The organism is Streptomyces sp. NPDC052773 (assembly GCF_044547145.1).
Lineage (GTDB): Bacteria > Actinomycetota > Actinomycetes > Streptomycetales > Streptomycetaceae > Streptomyces.
This window is the reverse complement of record NZ_JBITZX010000019.1, coordinates 20906-38976: the sequence shown is the minus strand read 5'-3', so window position 1 is coordinate 38976 and position 18071 is coordinate 20906. Positions and strand designations below refer to the sequence as shown.

General features: G+C 69.2%; 13 protein-coding genes and 2 pseudogenes. 4 read left to right on the top strand and 11 right to left on the bottom strand.

Annotated elements, in window-relative coordinates; genetic code table 11:
* Positions 1-14: 14 nt before the first annotated feature.
* Positions 15-1175, bottom strand: a complete 1161-nt coding sequence (locus ACIG0D_RS31395; RefSeq protein ID WP_399807657.1) for a transposase — start codon at positions 1173-1175, stop codon at positions 15-17.
* A 516-nt stretch (positions 1176-1691) separates the two neighbouring features.
* Between ACIG0D_RS31395 and ACIG0D_RS31390 the strand changes: the two genes are divergently transcribed.
* A complete protein-coding gene (locus tag ACIG0D_RS31390; protein ID WP_399807655.1) occupies positions 1692-2450 on the top strand; it encodes a GntR family transcriptional regulator in 759 nt (252 codons plus the stop codon).
* Between the two features lie 53 nt (positions 2451-2503).
* Complete coding sequence (locus ACIG0D_RS31385; protein ID WP_399807653.1) at positions 2504-3790, top strand: MFS transporter; 1287 nt, start codon at positions 2504-2506, stop codon at positions 3788-3790.
* 349 nt (positions 3791-4139) lie between these two features.
* Here the strand turns inward: ACIG0D_RS31385 and ACIG0D_RS31380 are convergent, their stop codons facing one another.
* The 5 genes and pseudogenes from ACIG0D_RS31380 to ACIG0D_RS31360 all read right to left on the bottom strand — a co-directional run bounded on the left by ACIG0D_RS31380 (position 4140) and on the right by ACIG0D_RS31360 (position 7845).
* Positions 4140-4985 (bottom strand): SDR family oxidoreductase, encoded by an 846-nt coding sequence (locus ACIG0D_RS31380; protein WP_399807651.1) that lies wholly within the window; start codon positions 4983-4985, stop codon positions 4140-4142.
* Between the two features lie 109 nt (positions 4986-5094).
* Entirely contained in the window at positions 5095-5859 is a 765-nt protein-coding gene (locus ACIG0D_RS31375; protein ID WP_399807648.1) for an SDR family NAD(P)-dependent oxidoreductase, read from the bottom strand.
* A 334-nt stretch (positions 5860-6193) separates the two neighbouring features.
* Positions 6194-6373 (bottom strand): annotated as a pseudogene (locus tag ACIG0D_RS31370) (hypothetical protein); the annotation flags it as partial.
* A 312-nt stretch (positions 6374-6685) separates the two neighbouring features.
* Entirely contained in the window at positions 6686-7534 is an 849-nt protein-coding gene (locus tag ACIG0D_RS31365) for an alpha/beta hydrolase (protein WP_399807645.1), read from the bottom strand.
* Positions 7531-7845, bottom strand: coding sequence for a hypothetical protein (locus tag ACIG0D_RS31360; RefSeq protein WP_399807642.1), 315 nt, complete (start codon positions 7843-7845; stop codon positions 7531-7533). The genes ACIG0D_RS31365 and ACIG0D_RS31360 overlap by 4 nt, the downstream gene beginning before the upstream one ends.
* Positions 7846-7959: 114 nt before the next feature.
* On the opposite strand from ACIG0D_RS31360, the pseudogene ACIG0D_RS31355 reads away from it, so the two are divergent.
* Positions 7960-8775 (top strand): annotated as a pseudogene (locus ACIG0D_RS31355) (helix-turn-helix transcriptional regulator); the annotation flags it as partial.
* A gap of 81 nt (positions 8776-8856) precedes the next feature.
* Here the strand turns inward: ACIG0D_RS31355 and ACIG0D_RS31350 are convergent.
* Positions 8857-9138 (bottom strand): hypothetical protein, encoded by a 282-nt coding sequence (locus ACIG0D_RS31350; protein WP_399807955.1) that lies wholly within the window; start codon positions 9136-9138, stop codon positions 8857-8859.
* A gap of 42 nt (positions 9139-9180) precedes the next feature.
* Positions 9181-9567, bottom strand: coding sequence for a hypothetical protein (locus tag ACIG0D_RS31345; RefSeq protein WP_399807951.1), 387 nt, complete (start codon positions 9565-9567; stop codon positions 9181-9183).
* A 2-nt stretch (positions 9568-9569) separates the two neighbouring features.
* On the opposite strand from ACIG0D_RS31345, the gene ACIG0D_RS31340 reads away from it, so the two are divergent.
* Positions 9570-10067, top strand: coding sequence for a hypothetical protein (locus ACIG0D_RS31340; RefSeq protein WP_399807640.1), 498 nt, complete (start codon positions 9570-9572; stop codon positions 10065-10067).
* A 403-nt stretch (positions 10068-10470) separates the two neighbouring features.
* On the opposite strand, the gene ACIG0D_RS31335 is transcribed toward ACIG0D_RS31340, so the two are convergent.
* Genes ACIG0D_RS31335 through ACIG0D_RS31325 form a run of 3 tightly spaced genes read right to left on the bottom strand, consistent with a single transcriptional unit; the run spans position 10471 to position 17791 of the window.
* Positions 10471-13227, bottom strand: a complete 2757-nt coding sequence (locus ACIG0D_RS31335; protein ID WP_399807638.1) for an RNAseH domain-containing protein — start codon at positions 13225-13227, stop codon at positions 10471-10473.
* Complete coding sequence (locus ACIG0D_RS31330; protein WP_399807636.1) at positions 13224-16592, bottom strand: hypothetical protein; 3369 nt, start codon at positions 16590-16592, stop codon at positions 13224-13226. Before ACIG0D_RS31330 ends, ACIG0D_RS31335 begins: the two co-directional genes overlap by 4 nt.
* The gene (locus tag ACIG0D_RS31325) at positions 16589-17791 is read right to left on the bottom strand and encodes a hypothetical protein (protein WP_399807633.1); all 1203 of its coding nucleotides are present in this window, start codon (positions 17789-17791) and stop codon (positions 16589-16591) included. Before ACIG0D_RS31325 ends, ACIG0D_RS31330 begins: the two co-directional genes overlap by 4 nt.
* Positions 17792-18071 lie beyond the last annotated feature (280 nt).

Here is an 18071-nt window from a genome sequence, read left to right as displayed (position 1 = left end):
GAGGTGGGGAGCATTCACAGCCCGCCAGCGGGCCTGGGCTGACTCGACCAGCTTGAAAACCATCGCCAGCCCGGCGGCCCGGCTGCCGGCACCTTCGTCACCTTGGTCCGCAGCCGCACGGTGGCGGACGTCGACTCGATGGGATTCGTGGTCCGCAGATGGATCCAGTGCTCGGCGGGGAAGTCGTAGAACGCCAGCAGCTCGTCCTCATCGTCCACGATCTTCTCGACCGCCTTGGGGTACTTCGCGTTGTACTGCTTGGTGAATAAGGCGACGGCTTTGCGGGCCTGCTCCTTGTTCTCGGCGTTGTAGATGTCCTGGATGGCGCGCTTGGCCGCAGGCTGGGCCGACTTCGGAATCGAGAACATTTGCGGTTTTGTGAACCCAGCATCTTTGTTCGCGGGTGTCGGGGAACACCTCGGCCAGGGCCTTCCAGAATCCGAGCGCGCCGTCCCCGACGGCCGGCACCGGGGCGCGCATGCCCCGGCGGCACAGTCGCGTAGCAGGCTCGCCCACGCCTCCGTCGACTCGCGATAACCGTCGGCCAGCGCGATCAGCTCCTTGGTGCCATCCGCCCGCACGCCCATCACCACCAGCACGGCAGCCTTGGCCTCCTCCAGGCGTATGCGCAGGCGAATGCCGTCGGCCCACACGTACACGTAGTCCGTGGCCGACAGATCGCGGTCCATGAAGGCAGCGTGGTCGGCCTGCCACTGGGCCGTCAGCCGCGTGACCGTGGCCGGCGACAGCCCGGCCGAACTGCCGAGGAACTGCCCCAGCGCGGGCACGAAGTCCCCAGACGACAACCCATGCAGGTAGAGCAGCGGGAGCACCTCGCTGATCTTCGGGGACTTCCGGGCCCAAGGCGCCAGGATCGCCGAGGAGAACCGCCTGCGTTCGCCCGTATCGAGGTCGGCGCGCTTGTCGTTCACCCGCGGGGCCTTCACCTCCACGGTCCCGGCCGCGGTGGTGACCTTCCTTGGCTGGTGATAGCCGTTGCGCACTACCAGCCGCCGCCCGTTCTCGTCCCGCTGGTCGGCCAACTCGGCGATGTATGCGTTGACCTCGGCTTCCAGCGCGGCGGCCAGCATCCTGCGGGCGCCCTCCCGGACGATCTCGTCCAGCAGCGACGACCCATCTCGCGTGGCGCCGTCTTCGTTGACTTCGGTGAGCATGAAGGTGCCTTACCGACCGACGCCGCGAACGTCGGTCTTGCTCGGTGACCTATCGATCAATCACCCGGGAAGGTACGTCCTCCCGGGGCCGATCCACAGGATCTGAGCATTGCTCGGGCACCCGCCCCGTCTACGAAGGTACGCCGCCTGAGACACCCTGAGGCTGGGACACCCGTACAGGTCACATAACTCCGTCGAGGCCGGTGTCCGCCGGCAGCTGCGCGAGCGCCGCCGCCCGGATCTCGGGAACACCGGCGTCACGCCGTACCGCGCCGGGAGCGCAGCAGCACCCGCCGGTTACCGTACACGGCGAGCTGGGCCCGGTAGCCGTCCTTCTCCAGACTGCGCGGTGTCTCCTGAGACACCTGCTGCTGTCCTGGTCACTCGATGCCGTGACGCTCCTGAGCGGTATGAGCGCGGTGTGTGCTTTTACTCCAGCAGCTTTTCTTCGGTGCAGTAGCTTGCCGACGTCCCTGTGACCAGTCGTCACGTATGAGCGATACGGAAGGAACGTCAATGCCTCGACAGGCGCCATACCTCGCCCTGGCCGGTGTTCTGCGCGCCCGGGTGCTGGCGGGGGAGTGGCAGGTCGGGGAGCGCCTGCCGTCTCGGATGCGGCTCGCCGAGGAGTACGGGGTGGGCCGCAACGTCGTGCAGAGGGCCATGGACCGTTTGATTGTCGATGGTCTCCTTGAGGGACGTGTCGGCTCGGGTACCTACGTCCGGGAACCGCGGGAGCGCTTGCGCCTGGTGCGCTCCCGGCACCGCGAGCGCAGAGACGGCTCTCCCCTCGATACCGGAATGAGGGAGCGGGGTCGGGCCAGCGCGTGGGACGCCCACAGCCAGCCACGGGTTCCTGCCCCGGACGCGATCGCCGAGCGGCTTGCCCTCACCCCGGGGGAACTGTGCGTCACCACGCACTACGAGTTCCTTGCCGATGGACAGCCCGTCCAGCTCTCTGCGTCCTGGGAGCCGATGGCCATCACGGAGGGGACGCCCGTCATGCTGCCCGAGAACGGCCCCCTGGCAGGGAGAGGGGTGGTGGAGCGGATGCGCTCCATCGGCATCACCGTCGACACGGTGGTCGAGGTGCCGCGCCCTGCCCGTGCCACTCAGGTGCAGGCCCATCTCCTTGGCATCGGCGTGGGGGACCTGGTGCTGCTCATCGAGCGGACCATCTACGACACCGACGGCCGGCCGGTGGAGACAGCCGACATCGTCATCCCGGACATGCGCCGGGAAGTGGTCTACGAGTTCGGGGTCGACCGGCCCTAGCCGTTTGAAAGCCATGGGAGCGACCCTCTGCCGCATCGACCGCAGGAGACTCGATGTCTGCATCGGCACGGCCCGGACTCTTACGGGACCGGGACTTCGGCCGCCTGTTCGCCGCCACCGCACTCGGCCAGTTCGGCGATCGCGTTGTGTTTCTAGTGCTCCCCGTCGTCGCCATCGCAGCACTGGACACTGACGAGTTCCAGGTCGGTCTCCTGGCTGCAATGACCTCGGCAGGCTCGCTCTTGGTAGGGCTGCCGGCAGGCGCGTGGGTGGACCGGATGCGCAAGAGATGGGTGATGATCGTTACGGACCTTGCTCGCGCGCTGGTCCTCGCGACCGTTCCCGTGGCCTGGTGGGCGGACGGGCTCACCTTCTGGTGGCTTTGCACGGTCGCTCTCCTGCACGGGACGCTGACCGTCCTCTTTGACGTCGCGTACCTGAGCTATCTCCCGCACCTGGTGGGACGCGACAACGTGGTGGAGGGAAACGCGAAACTGTCGGCCGTGCGCTCGGTGACCAGCATCAGCGGTCCCGCAGCAGCGGGACCTCTGATCGGCATTGTCGGAGCTCCTGCAACTCTCCTGACAAGCTCCGTCGGCATGGCCCTGTCAGGGATCCTCGCGACCACGATCCGCAAAGACGAACCCAAGCCACCACCCAGCCGAAAGCCCGATCTGCAGCAAGAGATGAGGGAAGGATTGAAGTTCGTACTCCGGCACCCCATCCTGCGTGCTATCGCGCTCGGGGACACGGTGTTCAACCTCTTCTTGGCGATGTACCAGGCCATGCTGCTTGTCTTCCTGGAGCGGGAGACCGGTCTCCAGCCCTTTGGCGTCGGCCTGATTTTCTCGGGGATGGGCTGCGGTGCCTTGCTGGGCGCGCTGCTGGCCACCACCGTTGTGAAGCGGTTCGGACAGGGGCAGGTCATCTGGCTGGCATCCCTGGTCACCTGCCCGCTGACTGCCCTGATGCCGCTGGCCCGGCCAGGGTGGAGCGTGTGGGCGGCTGCGACCGGGCTTGTGGCTCTCTCAATGGGTGGAGTCATCCGCGTCGTAGCTCAAGCCGGCTGCCAACAAGCGCTCACACCGGACGGTTTCCTCGGCCGCATGAACGCCACAACCCGCTTCATCTCCTGGATCGGCATTCCTCTCGGTGGACTCCTCGGTGGAACCCTGGGCTCCGCACTCGGGGCAACAGCCACTCTGTGGGCCGCCGCAGCCGGAATGACGTTGAGTGCCCTCCCCACCCTCCTGTCACCCCTGCGCACAGCAGACAGACGGCGCCTTGCCGCACTTGACCCGCCCGACCTGGAAGCCCACGTCCCAGACGCCAAGCCGTAGGGCCCCGAAACCCGGATTGCCCCGCGGTGGAGAGCGCTTCAGGTGAGACACGTTGCGGGTGTCTGGAGAACCGTCCCACTTCGGCTCGGCCGCCGACCCGGTGGGAGGTCGGGGCTGTTCACGGCGGTGGTGAGCATCGGCTCGGGCAGCGTTCCAGGCGCCCCCATACCTTCCACGCCGCCGGGCCACCGTTCGGGTGCGTGCGTGATGTGCCCGGCGCGCGAGCGCGGGGGAGCGGTACGAGCGTGGAGGCAAGCGAGAGCACAGCACCGTGTGTAGGGTCTCGCCGCTCGTGGCAGCGGCGCTGATGCACCGGCAGGTTGGTGACCGGCCACTGCATCGGGTGGTGTCAGGAGTTGGTGTCGTCGTGGCCGAGGTTGCCGCCCAGTTCGCGGGAGGCTTCGGCCTGGGCGAGGAGTTCCCTGGCCTTGGCCGTGACGCCTTCGATGGCGTCGGCGCCGGCGACGAAGCGCAGGGGCGGCTGGTCCTGGTCGGCGAGGGTCAGCAGGGCGTGGGCGAGCTTGGCGGGGTCGCCGGGCTGCTGTCCGTTGATGCTCTTCCAGGCTTCGATTGTGGCGGTGGTGCGCTCGGCGTAGTCGTCGATGGTCGGCTGGGGCCAGGTGGTGGAGGCGTCCACGAGCAGCTCGGTGCGGAAGTAGCCGGGCTCAACGATCGTGGTGCGGATGTTGTACGGCTTGATGTCGTGGTGCAGGGCTTCCATCCAGCCCTCGACGCCGAACTTGGAGGCGGCGTAGGCGGAGGTGAACTCCGTGCCGACCTGACCGGCGAGCGAGGAGATCGTGATGACGTGACCGTCGCGCTGAGCGCGCATGACGGGCAGGACGGCGCGGGTGACGTTCATCGGGCCGAAGAGGTTGGTCTCGATCTGCTGGCGCATGTGCTCCGGGGAGATTTCCTCGAAGTAGCCGGCGAAGAAGTTGCCAGCGTTGTTGATCAGGACGTCGATGCGGCCGAACCGGTCGACGGCGGCCTGTGCGGCCGCGTGCGCGTCGTCCAGGCTGGTGACGTCCAGCTTGGCGACGAGCAGGTTGTCCTGCGGGCCGCCCAGGGTCTTCTCGACCTCCTCGGGGCGGCGGCCGGTGGCGACGACCTGGTGGCCGGCGGCGAGGGCCTGGCGGGCGATGTCCGTGCCGAGACCGCGTCCGGCACCGGTGACGAAAATGACCTTGCTCATGAGGGGTTCCTTTTTCAGGTGCCGTGTACGGCACCCGGTGGGCTGGGGAGAGTTGACGAGTTACGTGGGCAGGGAGAGGTCAGACGGTGGCGGCCGGGTGGCGGAGTGCTCACGCCTGTTCGGTGGGCATGATCCACAGCTCGCCGATGGCGGCGTGGCGGGGACGGGTGACCATGTAGGCGACGCCGTCGGCGATGTCCTCGGCGGCCAGGACCTCGGTCCCCTCGAAGTACGGGTCGATCAGTTCATCGCGGACCTCGGGCTTGTTGTGCGTGCCCAGTTCGCTCTCCACGGCGCCCGGCTCCAGGACACCGACGCGCACATGGCGCTGGGTGACTTCCTGGCGCAGGGACTCGGTGAAGGCGTGCACGCCGAACTTGGTGGCGTTGTAGACGCCGAAGCCCTTGCTCGCCACGCGGCCGGCGTAGGAGCCGATGTTGACGATGTCGGCGACCTGGCGCGGGCCCTGTTCAGCGGCCGTGAGCAGGTGCGGCAGGGCGGCGCGGGTGGTGTAGAGCAGGCCCTGGACGTTGATGGCGATCATGCGGTCCCACTCCTCGGGGTCCGCGCCGACGACGGGGCCCAGGAGCATCAGACCGGCGTTGTTGACCAGGGTGTCCAGCCGTCCGTACCGCTCGATGACCTGCTGTACGGCGTCCTCAGCCTGGAGGCGGTCGGTGATGTCCGCGGCCACCACCATCGCGGTGCCACCGGCCTGCTCGATCTCGGCGGCAAGAGCTTCCAGGCGGTCCTTGCGGCGAGCGGCGAGCGCCACCGAGGCGCCCTGCTCGGCAAGCCGGCGGGCGGTGGCGGCGCCGATACCGCTGCTCGCTCCCGTGACGAGCGCGACGGTGCCGGTCAGGTTCGAAGCCATTGGGGGTGTCCCTTTCTTCAGGCAGGTACGGCGTACGGGCGGACGGCGGACAGCGACGAGACGATCTCCTACGTACTTCTAGTGCTGCGCAGTAGGCCCGCTATCCAGGCAACCACCCGCCGACCCGGCCTGGGCCCCCGTACGGGGTACGGCTCTTCCGGGGGTCTGCCAGTACCCCTTCCAAGGCCCGGCGAGCAGGGGCCGGTGGGCCCGACCCGCCGCCCTGCTGGAGCACTGGCCGAGGTTCTCCTTGAAGAACGGGGTGGCCTCGGCGAGGGTGCGGTCGACGTACTGGGCACGTCGTAGAAGTCCATGTGCGTGCCGCCGTCGACGATCACGCGCTTCTTGGGGCTGCGGGCCCGGCTGTACAGCTCGGTGGAGTGTCACAGCGATCCCGCCTCGCTGCCCGCCACGATGAGAACCGGCTGGGTGAGCAGGAGCCGGCGCAGAAGGCGAGGTGGGTGATTGCCTCAGACAGCTCCTCGACGCTCAGGCCGTTGTCCAGAGCGACACCGTCGAGCAGGTTGCGGACGGTGGAGCGCGGTGGGGTGCCGCCGTCACGGAGGTCGTCCAGGCACAGGCCAGGGTCATCACCTCCCGCACAGCGGGGCAGCCTCAGACCTACATGCTTGCTGCGGCACAACCATGGTCAAGAAGTCCGAGTGGTCGACCGGCACGCGGGCATTGTTGCCCTTCGCTGAGTGGAGCCGTCCCGGTGGTGTTCTCCCGCGCCACCGGGACGGCTTTCGTGCAGTTCACGGAACACATCGACGGAACACCATGACCACGACCGGAATCGTGTCGCCATGGTGTTCCGTTGGCTAGGTTACTTTGCAGAGGGGTGGAGCTGCTTGCCGAAGAACTCAAGCAGCTTGGGCATCGCCTTGTTCACGTCCTTGTCGTACATGCTCATGTGCGTACCGCCCGGGACGACGAAGAGTTCCTTTTCGCTCTTCGCCTCCTTGTACGCCCGATCGCTGTGCCACTTTGAGCCAGCCTCGCTGCCAGCGATCAAGAGAAGCGGCTGAGTCAGCAAGGTATCGATACCGTCGAAGGCGTCGAAGGCGTAGATCTTGTCCATGCTGCTCTTCAGGAAACGGTTCGGCGAGTTTTCATGCTGCCACCGGTCCGCCTGCCGGTAGTACTCGCTGGCTTCCACCATATCGGGCTCGGTGACACCCTCAACCGAGTCGGGTACGTACGGAAGCATCGTAGGCTGAGCGCCGTTGGCCACCGCTGTGCGCTCCTGAGCGATATCCTCAAGAGCGACACGCTGTTCCTCTGCAGTTCCCGTTGCCCTCCAGCCCTGACGGACACCGTCGCCGTAATTGAATGTGGCCACGCCGGCGACGGCCTTGATGCGATGGTCAGTCATTGTGGCGTTGATCGCGTATCCGCCGCCGGCGCAAATACCGAGAGCCGCAATCCGCTCACGGTCAACAGCGGGAAGTGTGGTGAGGTAGTCGACCGCGCTGCGTACGTCTTCCACCCGGTTCGCGGGGTCTTCGAGCAGGCGTGGCTGCCCCTTGCTCTGCCCCTGATGGGACGCATCGTAGGCCAGTGCAATGTAACCCTGCTGCGCGAGTCGATAAGCGTAAAGACTGGCGGTCTGTTCCTTGACCCCGCCGGCAGGATGCACGATGACGACCGCCGGGTACTTCTTGCCAGGCTTCATCTTGGCGGTGCGAACCGCACGCCAGCCATGTCGAGCTCCCCGTTCTTGAACGTGACTTCCTTGCGCGTGACGGTGCGGTCCTCGCGGACCTCCCTTTCGAAGTCCGCCAAGCTGGTGATCGTCGCCTGGTTTGCGGCAGTGGCTGCATTGGCATTCGCGTTAGCGCCCACGTTGGCAACCGTAACGCCCGAATTGGTACCCTCGCTGCCGGCGAACGCCAAGGGGGTTGCAAGGCTCGTCAGGGCGACACTAAGGACCAATACCCTCCTGGCCGACAATGTCCGTGTGCTGCGGTTCATCCTGTTTGCCATCGGTGTAACTCCTGAATCGCTGGTTTGGTTGCCTTGGCCACTTCCAAGCCGCAGGCAGACGATGGGTGACCTGGTAAAGGGACTGCCTTCACGGGGCTCTGCATTTCTCCTCGGATGCCGTCCCGACACCCTGATCGTTTTCTAGCCAAGCATCCGCAGACCCGGCGTGGGCCGCTCGAAGGGGTTCCCTTCGTCCGGGGGTCTGCCAGTACCCCTTTCAAGGACCCCGGCGGCGGGAGGCCGCCGTACGGTGGATCCATGGACCGCAGCAGTGAGATCCGTGAGTTCCTGCGCACCCGCCGGGCCCGGATCACCCCCGAACAGGCCGGCCTCGCCCCACAAGGCGGCCCCCGCCGCGTACCGGGGCTGCGCCGGGAGGAAGTCGCCCAGCTCGCCGGGGTCAGCGTCGACTACTACATCCGTCTGGAGCGCGGCCGTACCCAGGGCGTGTCCGAGACCGTCCTGGAGGCCGTCGCACGCGCCCTGCAGCTGGACGACGCCGAACGCGCCCACCTCTTCGACCTCACCCAGCCCACCACCGCCCGGACCCGCCGCAAGCGCCCCCTCGCCCCGCAGAGGGTCCATCCGGTCCTGTACCGGGCCCTGGACTCTCTCAGCGTTCCCGCGGTGGTCCAGGGGCGACGTACAGACGTGCTGGCCGCCAACCGGCTCGCCTACGCCCTCTACACCGACTTCGAAGCCCGGCCACGCCGGGAGCGCAACTTCGCCCGCTTCGTCTTCCTCGACGAGGCAGCCCGCACGCTGTACGCCGACTGGGACCAGGTCGCCGGCGACTGCTTGGCCGCACTGCGCCTGTACGCGGGACGCCACCCCGACGACCCGCAGCTCACTGAGCTGATCGGCGAGCTGTCCCTGCACAGTGACACCTTCCGCCGTCTGTGGGCCGACCACGATGTCCGGGCCCACGCCTCGGGCGTCAAACGCCTTCACCACCCGCTCGTCGGCGACCTCACTCTCGACGCGGAGCGAACCGAGAGAGTCAATCGCGATCTACCCAGAGCTGACCAGCAACCTCGAAGGCATTGCTCGGGTACGGAGTCCCAGCGACCGGTACAGACGCCGGTAGAGGGCGTCGGCCGCGCTCTTCTCGTCAGAGTCCGGCTGGTGATTCTTTGCCCACCAGACGACCAGTTGCCGCCAGATCAGCCCGTGCGGCGGCAGGGGATCGGTGAACACCAGACAGCTGTCGGCATTGCGGACGATCTCCACGTCGTTGTTCACCGCATCCCGCAGCACGATCTCCGGCTTGGCCCCGTCGGCTGCGAAGATCAAATTCTTGAAGCTGCCCGACGGCCCGTTGGCGAACTGCCACTCCTACTCCAGCTCCTGCAGCTCCTCCAGCGCGTCCCTCGTGGGGCCGAGGACCTGCTCGATGCACTCCCGCCGGGCCTGCCAGCTGCCCCTCATGCCATTGGCACACCAGTAGGTGCCGAACCCGCGCGGCCCCTCGAACGTCCGAAACGGCCAAACGGGCGGCTCCAGGGCGAGACGCTCCAGGACAGCGCGGTGCGCCTTGATGACGATCGGCACGTTCTCGTCGTCCAGGTGCCGGCCCTTGCCGTCGGTCCCGTGCGAGACGAAGTCGCCGTGCAGCAGCCGGGTCAGCGCGGACCGCCACCTCCAGGTCGGTGCGACCGACCGGAGGGCCGAACCGAAGCGACTCGACCAGCTCGACATCGACGGCGAAGCACCCGCTGTCATGGATGAGCTTGTCGGCCTCCATCAGCCAATACGCCGGTCCCGGAATTCAGTTGGCGTCCGAGGACGTCAACCGTCGACGCCAGCTCACGCAGGCCCTGAAGACGCTGGAGTCGATGGCGCTCGTTCGGGCCAGCACCGGACCGGGCCGTTTCAGCACCGGTTTGCAGCTCCTTTGCGAGAACGGGACCAGCACCGTCAGCTCGGCGATCCCGTACACCGCCGCCGACGACACTGAGCCATACGTGGAGATCCCGGTCGAGTTCTTCACCCGCGGTTGGGTGCACGTGTTCACCAACAGCGAGATCGCCGCCCTGCTCATGTGGTTCGACCGCCTGAGGTACACCGGCGTCGAGGTCGGTGCCGAGGAGGGCGACACGCTCACCATCACCTACGTCACCGGCGATGTTAGGCAGGGCCTGTACGGGTTGGGACGGAAGGCCTACGAGACACACCAAGCCCTCGATGCCTACCAGTTCCTCGACGTCATCAGGCCTGAGTAGCGCTACGACTCCGGCAAGTGGGAGGGATATTCGCAGGGCGAGTCGGACCTGCTGTGCCACCGCGTCTCTCTCGCCCCCGCCGGCTTCGACCGCGATGCCGGAGAGGTTGTGGAGGACGTACTGAAGCGCCGAGACACCGGCGGCTACTGGGGACGCCCCATGTTCAGTGCGCCGAAGCGCTTCGACCGCTTCCGCATGGTCTCCACCGACGAGTAGAGCGGGTGCCGAACCGCGTTCGACCCCCCAGACCGGCGCCAGCTAAGACCGTGTCCTACGTGGTGAGGCGGACGTATCGCTGGTAGCAGCACATGGCTGCGGCGAGTCCGAGAAAGGCGAGGACCGGATCCCGGTCGTGGCCTGCAGCGCATCGGCCGTCTCCTCGTCCGTGCCACCGAGCCTCGGGTCACAGGCTGGTTGTCTCCTCTTGCGCGGTGTTCCCGTCTTCGGCGGCATCGGGGGCGTCCTCGGTGCTTTCCGCGGTGCGGCGGTAGTAGGGGTGGGTGGTGTCCATTCTGCGGGCGAGGTGGAGGGGGGTGGGGGTGCTTTGGCGGACGTCGGAGGTGATGCCCTGGTTGGTCAGGACGGCGGCGACGGCTCCGATGAGGTCGCAGTCGGCGTCGGGGCTCTGGGCGATGACGGTGAACCGGGTGGCGGTGTGGGCGTAACCGTTCTTGCTCTGGCTGGCGCTGTCGAAGCGTGTCTCGTCCTTGCCGAAGCGGCCGGCGGGGCCGGCGGCCCAGGTGCGGGGGACGTTGACGAGCAGGAGGTCGGGGTAGGTGACGGCGCCGTCGTCGGTGGCGAGTTGGAAAAGGCTGTTGGTGGTGTCGGTGGCGCGCCAGGTGCCGTCGCTGGTGCGCATGTGAGCCCCGGTGGGGCGGCCGATGCGTTCCAGGTCGCCGATGACGCGGACGGTGGCCAGGGGGCGTTGGACGCGGGGGAGGCTGTGGCCGGGCAGCCAGGACGCCGGCCGGGGCATGCCGGGCGGCGGGTCCTGGCCCAGAGCTTCGTCGGTGAGGCCCACCCAGATGTACTCGACAGCGTCGCCGTCGACGTAGAGCACCGCGGGGGCTGGTGCGGGGAGTTGGGTGCGGGTGGCGATGAGGGCCTGCTCGACGATGTCCGCGGCGGCGCGGGCCTGGAGTGTCTCGTCCGCAGCAGGGCGGTATCCGCTGACGTCCCAGGCGAGGTCGGTGGCGTGCAGCGCGGTGGTGGCCGGGCTGTGGGGCTGCCACCGCCCGGCCTGCGGGCTGTAGGCCCAGATCTGCCAGGGGTCGTCCTTTCCGCCGGTAGGGCGCATGGCGGTGAGGGTTGCGGTGATCGGTGCCGGTTCGGTGGTGCGGCGTTTGCCGGGTGTGCGGCGCTGGGCGTGGCGGCGGACGTGGATGCCGATGTGCCACCAGTTCTCGAGCGGCAGTTTGCCGAACGCGGCACCGAGGCGGTGGTCGGTGGCGCCGACGCCGCTGAGAATCTCGCGCAGCACGTTCGCGGTCGAGCTGTCGAGGCCGCTCTGGCGGGAGGCGACCTTCTTCGCGCGGTACTTCTCGTTGTAGGGCTTGCCCTCCCGGGTGTGGGTGGGGACCGGCGGCGGGGCCTGCTTGATGTACTGGGAGGTCGCTGCGAGGCGCGCGAGAGCCTGCTTGGAGGGCCACTTGCCGTCCTCGGCCTCTGCCTTCTCGCGGGCTTCGACGCTCGGGTACCAGCGCTCGGGGTCCCAGTCGGTCTCGCAGATCGCCGCGACGAGCGTGTCCTCGCGGATGTAGGGGGCGAGTATCTGCGCCAGATCCCGCTCGCGTTCCGCGCTGGTGCGCGGTCCGTGGCCGAGGGCACCGACCTTGTCGTGGAGGAAAACGACCTCGATACGCCCCCCGACGGCTGATTCGGCGACGCCCTCGACGGCCTTCCAGTCCTCGCCGGGGCCCCACTGGGCGGCGATCGCGGCCTTCACCCGGGCGCGGACCTCGTCGGTGCTCCACAGGACGGGGACGAGGAGTGTGCCCACGCCGGCGGCGTCCAGGGCGGTGGGGATCCGTTCGAGGGGGATCGGTCCGCTGACGCGTGAGCCGCTCTCGGTGGGCGGCACCTTTATGCCGGGGACCTCGATGAACACGGGGCTGCGGTGGCTGTACTTCTCGCACCGGGTGTCGATGGCCTCTTCGAGGCGGCGGAAGAACTCCATGCCGTGTCCGCGGCCCAGGCCCGGGGTGCGGACGCTGGCCGGGGCGACGGCCCAGACCGGCCCCGGAGCGGTGTCGGCCAGGGCGCCGTCGGCGAGATGCTCGGGGAACGGCGGCACGTTCGCGCTCAGGCGGGGCAGGGCGGCCAGGCGGCGGCTGGCGGCGACCGCAGGGACGTTCAGTCGGCGCTTCCATGGCGGGCCGTCGGTGGCCGCGGCGACGACGAGCGGCTGGTCGGGGTTGGCCAGCAGGACGGTGGCGACACCCTTCCAGGAGGTGGCGAGGAGGGTGGTGGTGGCGTTCACGGTCAGCGCGTGGCGCCGGGAGTGCCCGCTGGCGGCGGTGCCGATGGTGATACGGGGCAGCAGGTGGCGCACGGTGCCCTTGCGGTCGGGTTCGGCGGGCAGTTCGTGGCCGATCGCGGCCAGGCGGCCGTCGGTGCACAGGGCGAAACGGACGGGGGCCCCGTCGTTGCGGGGCCACTCGAGGGCGGCGAGTTCCTCGGCCAGGCGCCAGCGGGCGAGTTCGCCCGGCCACCAGCCGCGCGAGCGCTTGCCGGCGCTCGGCGGCGGGGGCCGGACGGCGGAGCGGGGCTCGGCCCGGGCGAGGAGTTCGGCCAGCTGTTCGCCGATGCGTCGGCCGTCGGGGCCGGGGACCACGGCTTCGGCCCAGTAGCGGAACACGTCGCGCCGGTCCTCGGCGCTGATCGGCGCCGCGCACAGGAGTTCGTAGCAGCCGTCGTTCCACTGCCAGCGCGCCCAGGTGCCCGCCGCCGCGCGCAGGACACTCTCCAGCGCCCGGTAGGGCGGCTGCACGTCCAGACCGGTGCCGACGTTGCGCTTGTACTCGCGCGAGAGCTCCATGGCCAGGTCCATGACGGGGGCGTCGGGCCGGTAGGCGATCACCTCGCCCAGGTCGGCGGGAGCGGTGCGGAACTGCAGCAAGCGGGCCTGCTTGCGGGCGACGCTGTCGAGCGGGCGGCTCATGCGTACTCTTTCAGGTAGGCGTCAAAGCCCGCGCGCAGCGCGGGGAGCAGGTGCTGGGCGTGGGCGTACTCGGCGATTTCCTCGATGGTGTGGCCGTAAGAAGCGCCGAGCTGGGCGAGGTCGTCCTGCGGGGACTGCTCGAGCAGCCCGCGGATCAGGGTGGGTAGGTCGGATCCCCAGGTGGGGTCGTGGAAGGCGCCGTCGATGAAGTGGAGCTCGACGTGGGTCTGCCCGCGGCGTCCGCGGCCTGCCAGCTGGACGCTCTGCCCGAGGAGGGTGGCGACGAGTTCGTACTTCAGCTCGTCGGGCAGGGCGGAGAAGCGCTTGGGCGCGTTAAGGTTCAGGCGCAGGTGCGCGTCGGCCGTCGCGCGGGCCTGGGCCAGGACGGCGGCGGGGTCATCGCCGGGCACGGTGTCGCGCCAAGCCCGGGCGGCGACACTGGCCGCCAGCACCGCCGGGTCGTCCGCCGGCATGACCGGCCGGACACCCATGGCGATCAGGGTGATGGCTGACACGGCGACGCCCTCGAACACGGTCAGCACGTTCAAGCCCCGCTCGGTGCGCGGCAGCGGCGAGATGAGCACCTCGCCGTCGAGGTCCGCCAGTTCCGCGAAACGGTCGCGGGTGAGCTGGCCGATCGCGTCGCAGACCGGCGGCAGAGAGGGGTCGGGGGTGTCCGCGACGGCGACGTAGATCCGCAGCCGCCGCCCGAGGGCGAGTGCGGTGTCGTACAGGGTCTGGGCAAACAGGCGGGCCTGCCGGTAGGAGTTGACGGTGATCAGGGCCCGCGCGCGATGCCGGGTGCGCGCATCCGCGGCAAGCCGGTCCAGGTCGCGCACCAGGCCCGGTGCATAGCTGGCGGCCAGTGAGATGACCCGCTGGTCGCGTTCGCGGTAGGGGGTGCTGCCGACGGCCAAGAGCTTCCCGTCGGCGACGGGACTGCTGTTGAAGATGGTCAGGCCGCCCGAAAGGGTGTCGGGCATCGCCCAGTCTGGGCGGGCGAGCAGGTGGGTGCGTGCCGCGCCCGGCATGAAGCCGGTGGCGGACATGCCCAGGACAGTACGCTGGCGGCCGCTCAGGGCGAGGGAGACGATGCTGCCGAGGAACTGCGTCTCGGTGTGGGGGTCGGCGCGCAGCACCTCCATCTTCAAGCTCGCATGGGCATCTGGATCGTCCAGCCCCTCGAAGCGGAACCCGCCCAGCTGGCGTCCCAGCGGCCCGAACGGGACGACGGTGCCGGCGCCCTGGTGGCCGATCGCGTCGGCGAGCTCGGAGGCCGCGTCGATGCCGTGCCCGGCGAGTTCGCCGGCCCTGTCCGTCAGGTTGAACATCGTGTGGACGATGGCCGTCAGCCACGTCTTCATCATCAGAGCGTGCAAGACGCCCGCGGTGACCTCGGTGCGCGTGGGCGCCCGCACCGGCTCTGGCCGGTCGAGCCCGCGCTGCGCCGGCACCGTGGACTCGGCAGGTGCCCCGTCGTCTCCGCACTCGGTGGCGCAGAAGGCGGGCAGCGCGGCACAGATGATCTCCCGCAGTTCGTCCTTGAGGGGGCCAAGCTGCCACTCCCCGCCCTCGTCGATCGTGAGCATCCGCTCTAGCACGCCCGGGACGGGCAGCAGCCGATCCGGCAGGGCGGCGCAGGAAGGGCGGTCGCCCGGCCGGGTGGCCACGCGCGGGAGCAAAGCCTGCAGACAGTCGGCCTGCTCAGCGGTGGCCGCAGCATCAGGGTCCACCCCGATCAGGTTCTCCAGCAGATGCCGGTCCCACTGATGGGGCTGATACCAGCGCTTGCGGTCCTGCAGGACCTGCCGCGTCCGACGCGGGTCCTGCCCGCGGGCCAGGGCCCGCGCTTGGGCGACCTCGGTGCAGACCTCCTCCCCGGCCACCAGGTCGAGCAGCTGCTCGGCCAGGAACACCGCCCGGGTCAGGGGCCGGCGCACGGCCATCGCCAGCCGCGGCGGCGCCTGGTTCAGGCTGTCGCGAATGCGCCGCAGCACCGTGGTCGGGTGGGAGCGGGACGCGAGCTCCAGCACGCCGCACTCGTCGAACCCCCGCGACTGGTAGGCGTCGACCTCGTCGACGACCACATAGGACGCCAGGCGCAGAAGGAACTCCCGCACGCTGATGCTGTTGCGGACCTCCCCGTCGACCTCCACCGGAACCTTGATCATCCCGGACTGGAAGCAGGCATGGGTGGTCACGATGATCCTGGCCGTCGTCGCGGCCTCGACGTGGGAGAACTTCCCGCAGGACGACACATACGGGCACAGCGCCCGCTCCGGCTGGCCGAAAGCATCCGACGCCATGACCGTGCACGGCTCCCTGCCGGCCTCGAAGGCGTCGCGCCCCTCGAGCTGCGCCTGCGCGGCGCACCCGTAAGCGGAGTTGTTGATGAGGAAGGCGATGCTCGCCGAGGCCTGCGCCAGCGGCACGCCGGTGCCCTCCAGCTTCGCGGCGGAGCGCAGCGCGAAGTTGTACCGGCTGTTGGGGGCGATGAACGGCGTGGCCGTCGCCTCGACGCCCGCCGCCCGCAGCTCCTGCTGCAAGGTGGCGGCCTCGCCGTAGACGTCGCCGTTGTCGCTGACCACCAGCACGGTGGTGCGGCCCAGGCCTGCCTGCTGGATCGCCAGCCCCCGGCCGAAGACGTTCTTGCCTACGCCCGGGGGCGCACTCAGCAGGTGCATCCGGCCCGGCGGCAGGACGACGGGTTCCAGAGGGCGGCGTCCGCCACCGATGGTGCCGCGCAGCAGCAGCGCGATCTGCTTCTCGCGGAAGGCCGGGCCCTTCATGTCCTGGTCGGTGTCCCGGCTCTGCCAGCCGAGCTCATCGGCGTCCATCACCAACTCCACCGACGGCGCGGTCACGACCTGAGGCGGCCTGTACACCCCCTGCTCGTCGGGGAAAGCGAGCTGGACCCGCCCACGCGATGTCGGCGCCGACCAGCCCGATCCGCTCGCGACCCGCAGCAGCCGTCGGCGCCTGGCCGGCGCGAGCAGGCGTTCGGCGACGTCCGAAGGGTCCTGCCCGTGAGCAGGCAGCACTTCAAGCGCCCGTCCCCGCTCGCTGTACCCGAGCGCGAAGAGAGCGGGCAGCGGGTCATCCGCGCCCGGGGTATGGAAGACGTCGTAGACGGTCCGCTCGACGTGGTGCAGCAGCGCCTCCCCCCGATGGCGGGTACCCAACAGCGCGCCGAGGCGCTGCTTGTCCGCCTCCGACCACTGTTTCCAACCCGCCACGGCACGCGGCGCGTGCCCGCTCAGCAGGACATGGGCGTCCGCGACACGTACCACCTGCCGCCCATCGCGGAACCGGGCGGGAAGAAGATACTCGGCCAAGGCCAGAGCCCCGGCAAGCGTCCTGCTCACGCCCCCTCCACCTCCGCCACCAGGTCGGCATCGGTCAGCACGCGCGCCCCGCTGCCGCGCACCACCCGGCGCAGCAACGGCAGATATCCCCGCAGGTGCTCAGGCACCACGAAACACAGCTCGCCAGGCCCCTCCGGATCCTCGCGCAGCTTCTGGGCCAGTCCGTACGGGTCGGCCCAAGTCTTGACGTCGACGCGCCACGCCCTGGACCGGCCGGGACGAGTGACATGCAGGTCATAGGCGTCGCCGAACGGCCACAGCCGCACCTCCGCGCCCAAGGCGACCAGCCGGTCGCGTAGCTCGACCTCCAGCAAGCCCGGGAGCGTCACCCACAGCCACAGGGCGTAAGGCAACGCCACGTAGCCCTCCATGGGCAGCAACTCCGGCACGGTGCGCAATTCGCCGCACGGGGCCAGGCGCCAGCCCTCCACCGCAGCCGGCTCGGCCCGATACCGGGAGCCCAGCAGGCTGTGGCGCTCGTCCTCACACTCGACGTCCACCACGCCGTTGGGGCGGTAGGTGGCCCGCATCGTCCATCTGCACATCGGACACGCTGCCCACAGGCCGCCGAACTGCCGCGTCGGGGAGATACCGGTGTACGCGCCCAGCTCGACCAACGCGGTGTTCCGGGACAAAGCGCGCCGTGTCAGGACGGGCGTACGGACCATTGCCTCCCGGCCCCGGGTGTACGCCTCGAAACCTGCGCCCCTCAGCGCGCGGAAGACGGCGTGTTGGACGGTCTCGCCGGAGATCCGCGACAGCCCGCTACTCACCGGCAGCATCCCTACCGCCCGCAGCAGGCTGTGCAGATGCCGGATGTCGGCACCAATCCCCGGGGCCTGGTGGCCGTGCTCAGAGGCCTCCACCGCGAGCCGGTGCAGCGCCAAGCTGGGCATGCCGTCGTCATCGAGCAGCCACAGCTTGCCGAGCACTGACCCCTGAGGCCGTCCCGGCAGAAGATCGGCCACCCGGCTTCCACGGAGCCGACGGGTGAACACCTCGTACGACGGTGCCTGCTCAACGACCCCGAACGAGCGCACGTAGCGACCATGGCACTCCATCAGCAGCCGCATCTGCCCCTGTGCCTCGCCCTCACTGCTACTCAAGGCGAGCGCCGCGACCACGCAGGCGTCGAGTGCCGCGCGTTGGTCCTCGTCGAGTTCTTGAACGGCCGCTGCCGTCCCGGCCACCGCCGACACCCCGGTCCTCCCCGCACCGCATCGAGCCCATGCCACGACCTCAACCCCTCTGCCCTGTGGGAGGGCACGGGAGTTCGGGGACCTTCCCCCGATCCGGTGATCCCGATCCGATGTTCGCGATGCGGGGTCTTCCGGACGGACTCGTGTCCGGCAGTCGACGAATCGGGACGAGCAGCGTCGCGCCCCCAACGGCGCTCCGCAGACGACGCGGGCATACGGTCGCGGCGCGCGGGATGTGCTGTGTGTACGGGGACACGGGCCTGGGGGAGGTGGTCGCCGC

Excerpts from the sequence above, each read along its gene's own strand:
- ACIG0D_RS31335 (WP_399807638.1), bottom strand. The coding sequence starts at position 13,227 with ATGAGCCGCCCGCTCGACAGCGTCGCCCGCAAGCAGGCCCGCTTGCTG.
- ACIG0D_RS31395 (WP_399807657.1), bottom strand. The coding sequence starts at position 1,175 with ATGCTCACCGAAGTCAACGAAGACGGCGCCACGCGAGATGGGTCGTCG.
- ACIG0D_RS31360 (WP_399807642.1), bottom strand. The coding sequence starts at position 7,845 with ATGGCAAACAGGATGAACCGCAGCACACGGACATTGTCGGCCAGGAGG.
- ACIG0D_RS31345 (WP_399807951.1), bottom strand. The coding sequence starts at position 9,567 with ATGACAGCGGGTGCTTCGCCGTCGATGTCGAGCTGGTCGAGTCGCTTC.
- ACIG0D_RS31365 (WP_399807645.1), bottom strand. The coding sequence starts at position 7,534 with ATGAAGCCTGGCAAGAAGTACCCGGCGGTCGTCATCGTGCATCCTGCC.
- ACIG0D_RS31375 (WP_399807648.1), bottom strand. The coding sequence starts at position 5,859 with ATGGCTTCGAACCTGACCGGCACCGTCGCGCTCGTCACGGGAGCGAGC.
- ACIG0D_RS31390 (WP_399807655.1), top strand. The coding sequence starts at position 1,692 with ATGCCTCGACAGGCGCCATACCTCGCCCTGGCCGGTGTTCTGCGCGCC.
- ACIG0D_RS31385 (WP_399807653.1), top strand. The coding sequence starts at position 2,504 with ATGTCTGCATCGGCACGGCCCGGACTCTTACGGGACCGGGACTTCGGC.
- ACIG0D_RS31380 (WP_399807651.1), bottom strand. The coding sequence starts at position 4,985 with ATGAGCAAGGTCATTTTCGTCACCGGTGCCGGACGCGGTCTCGGCACG.
- ACIG0D_RS31340 (WP_399807640.1), top strand. The coding sequence starts at position 9,570 with ATGAGCTTGTCGGCCTCCATCAGCCAATACGCCGGTCCCGGAATTCAG.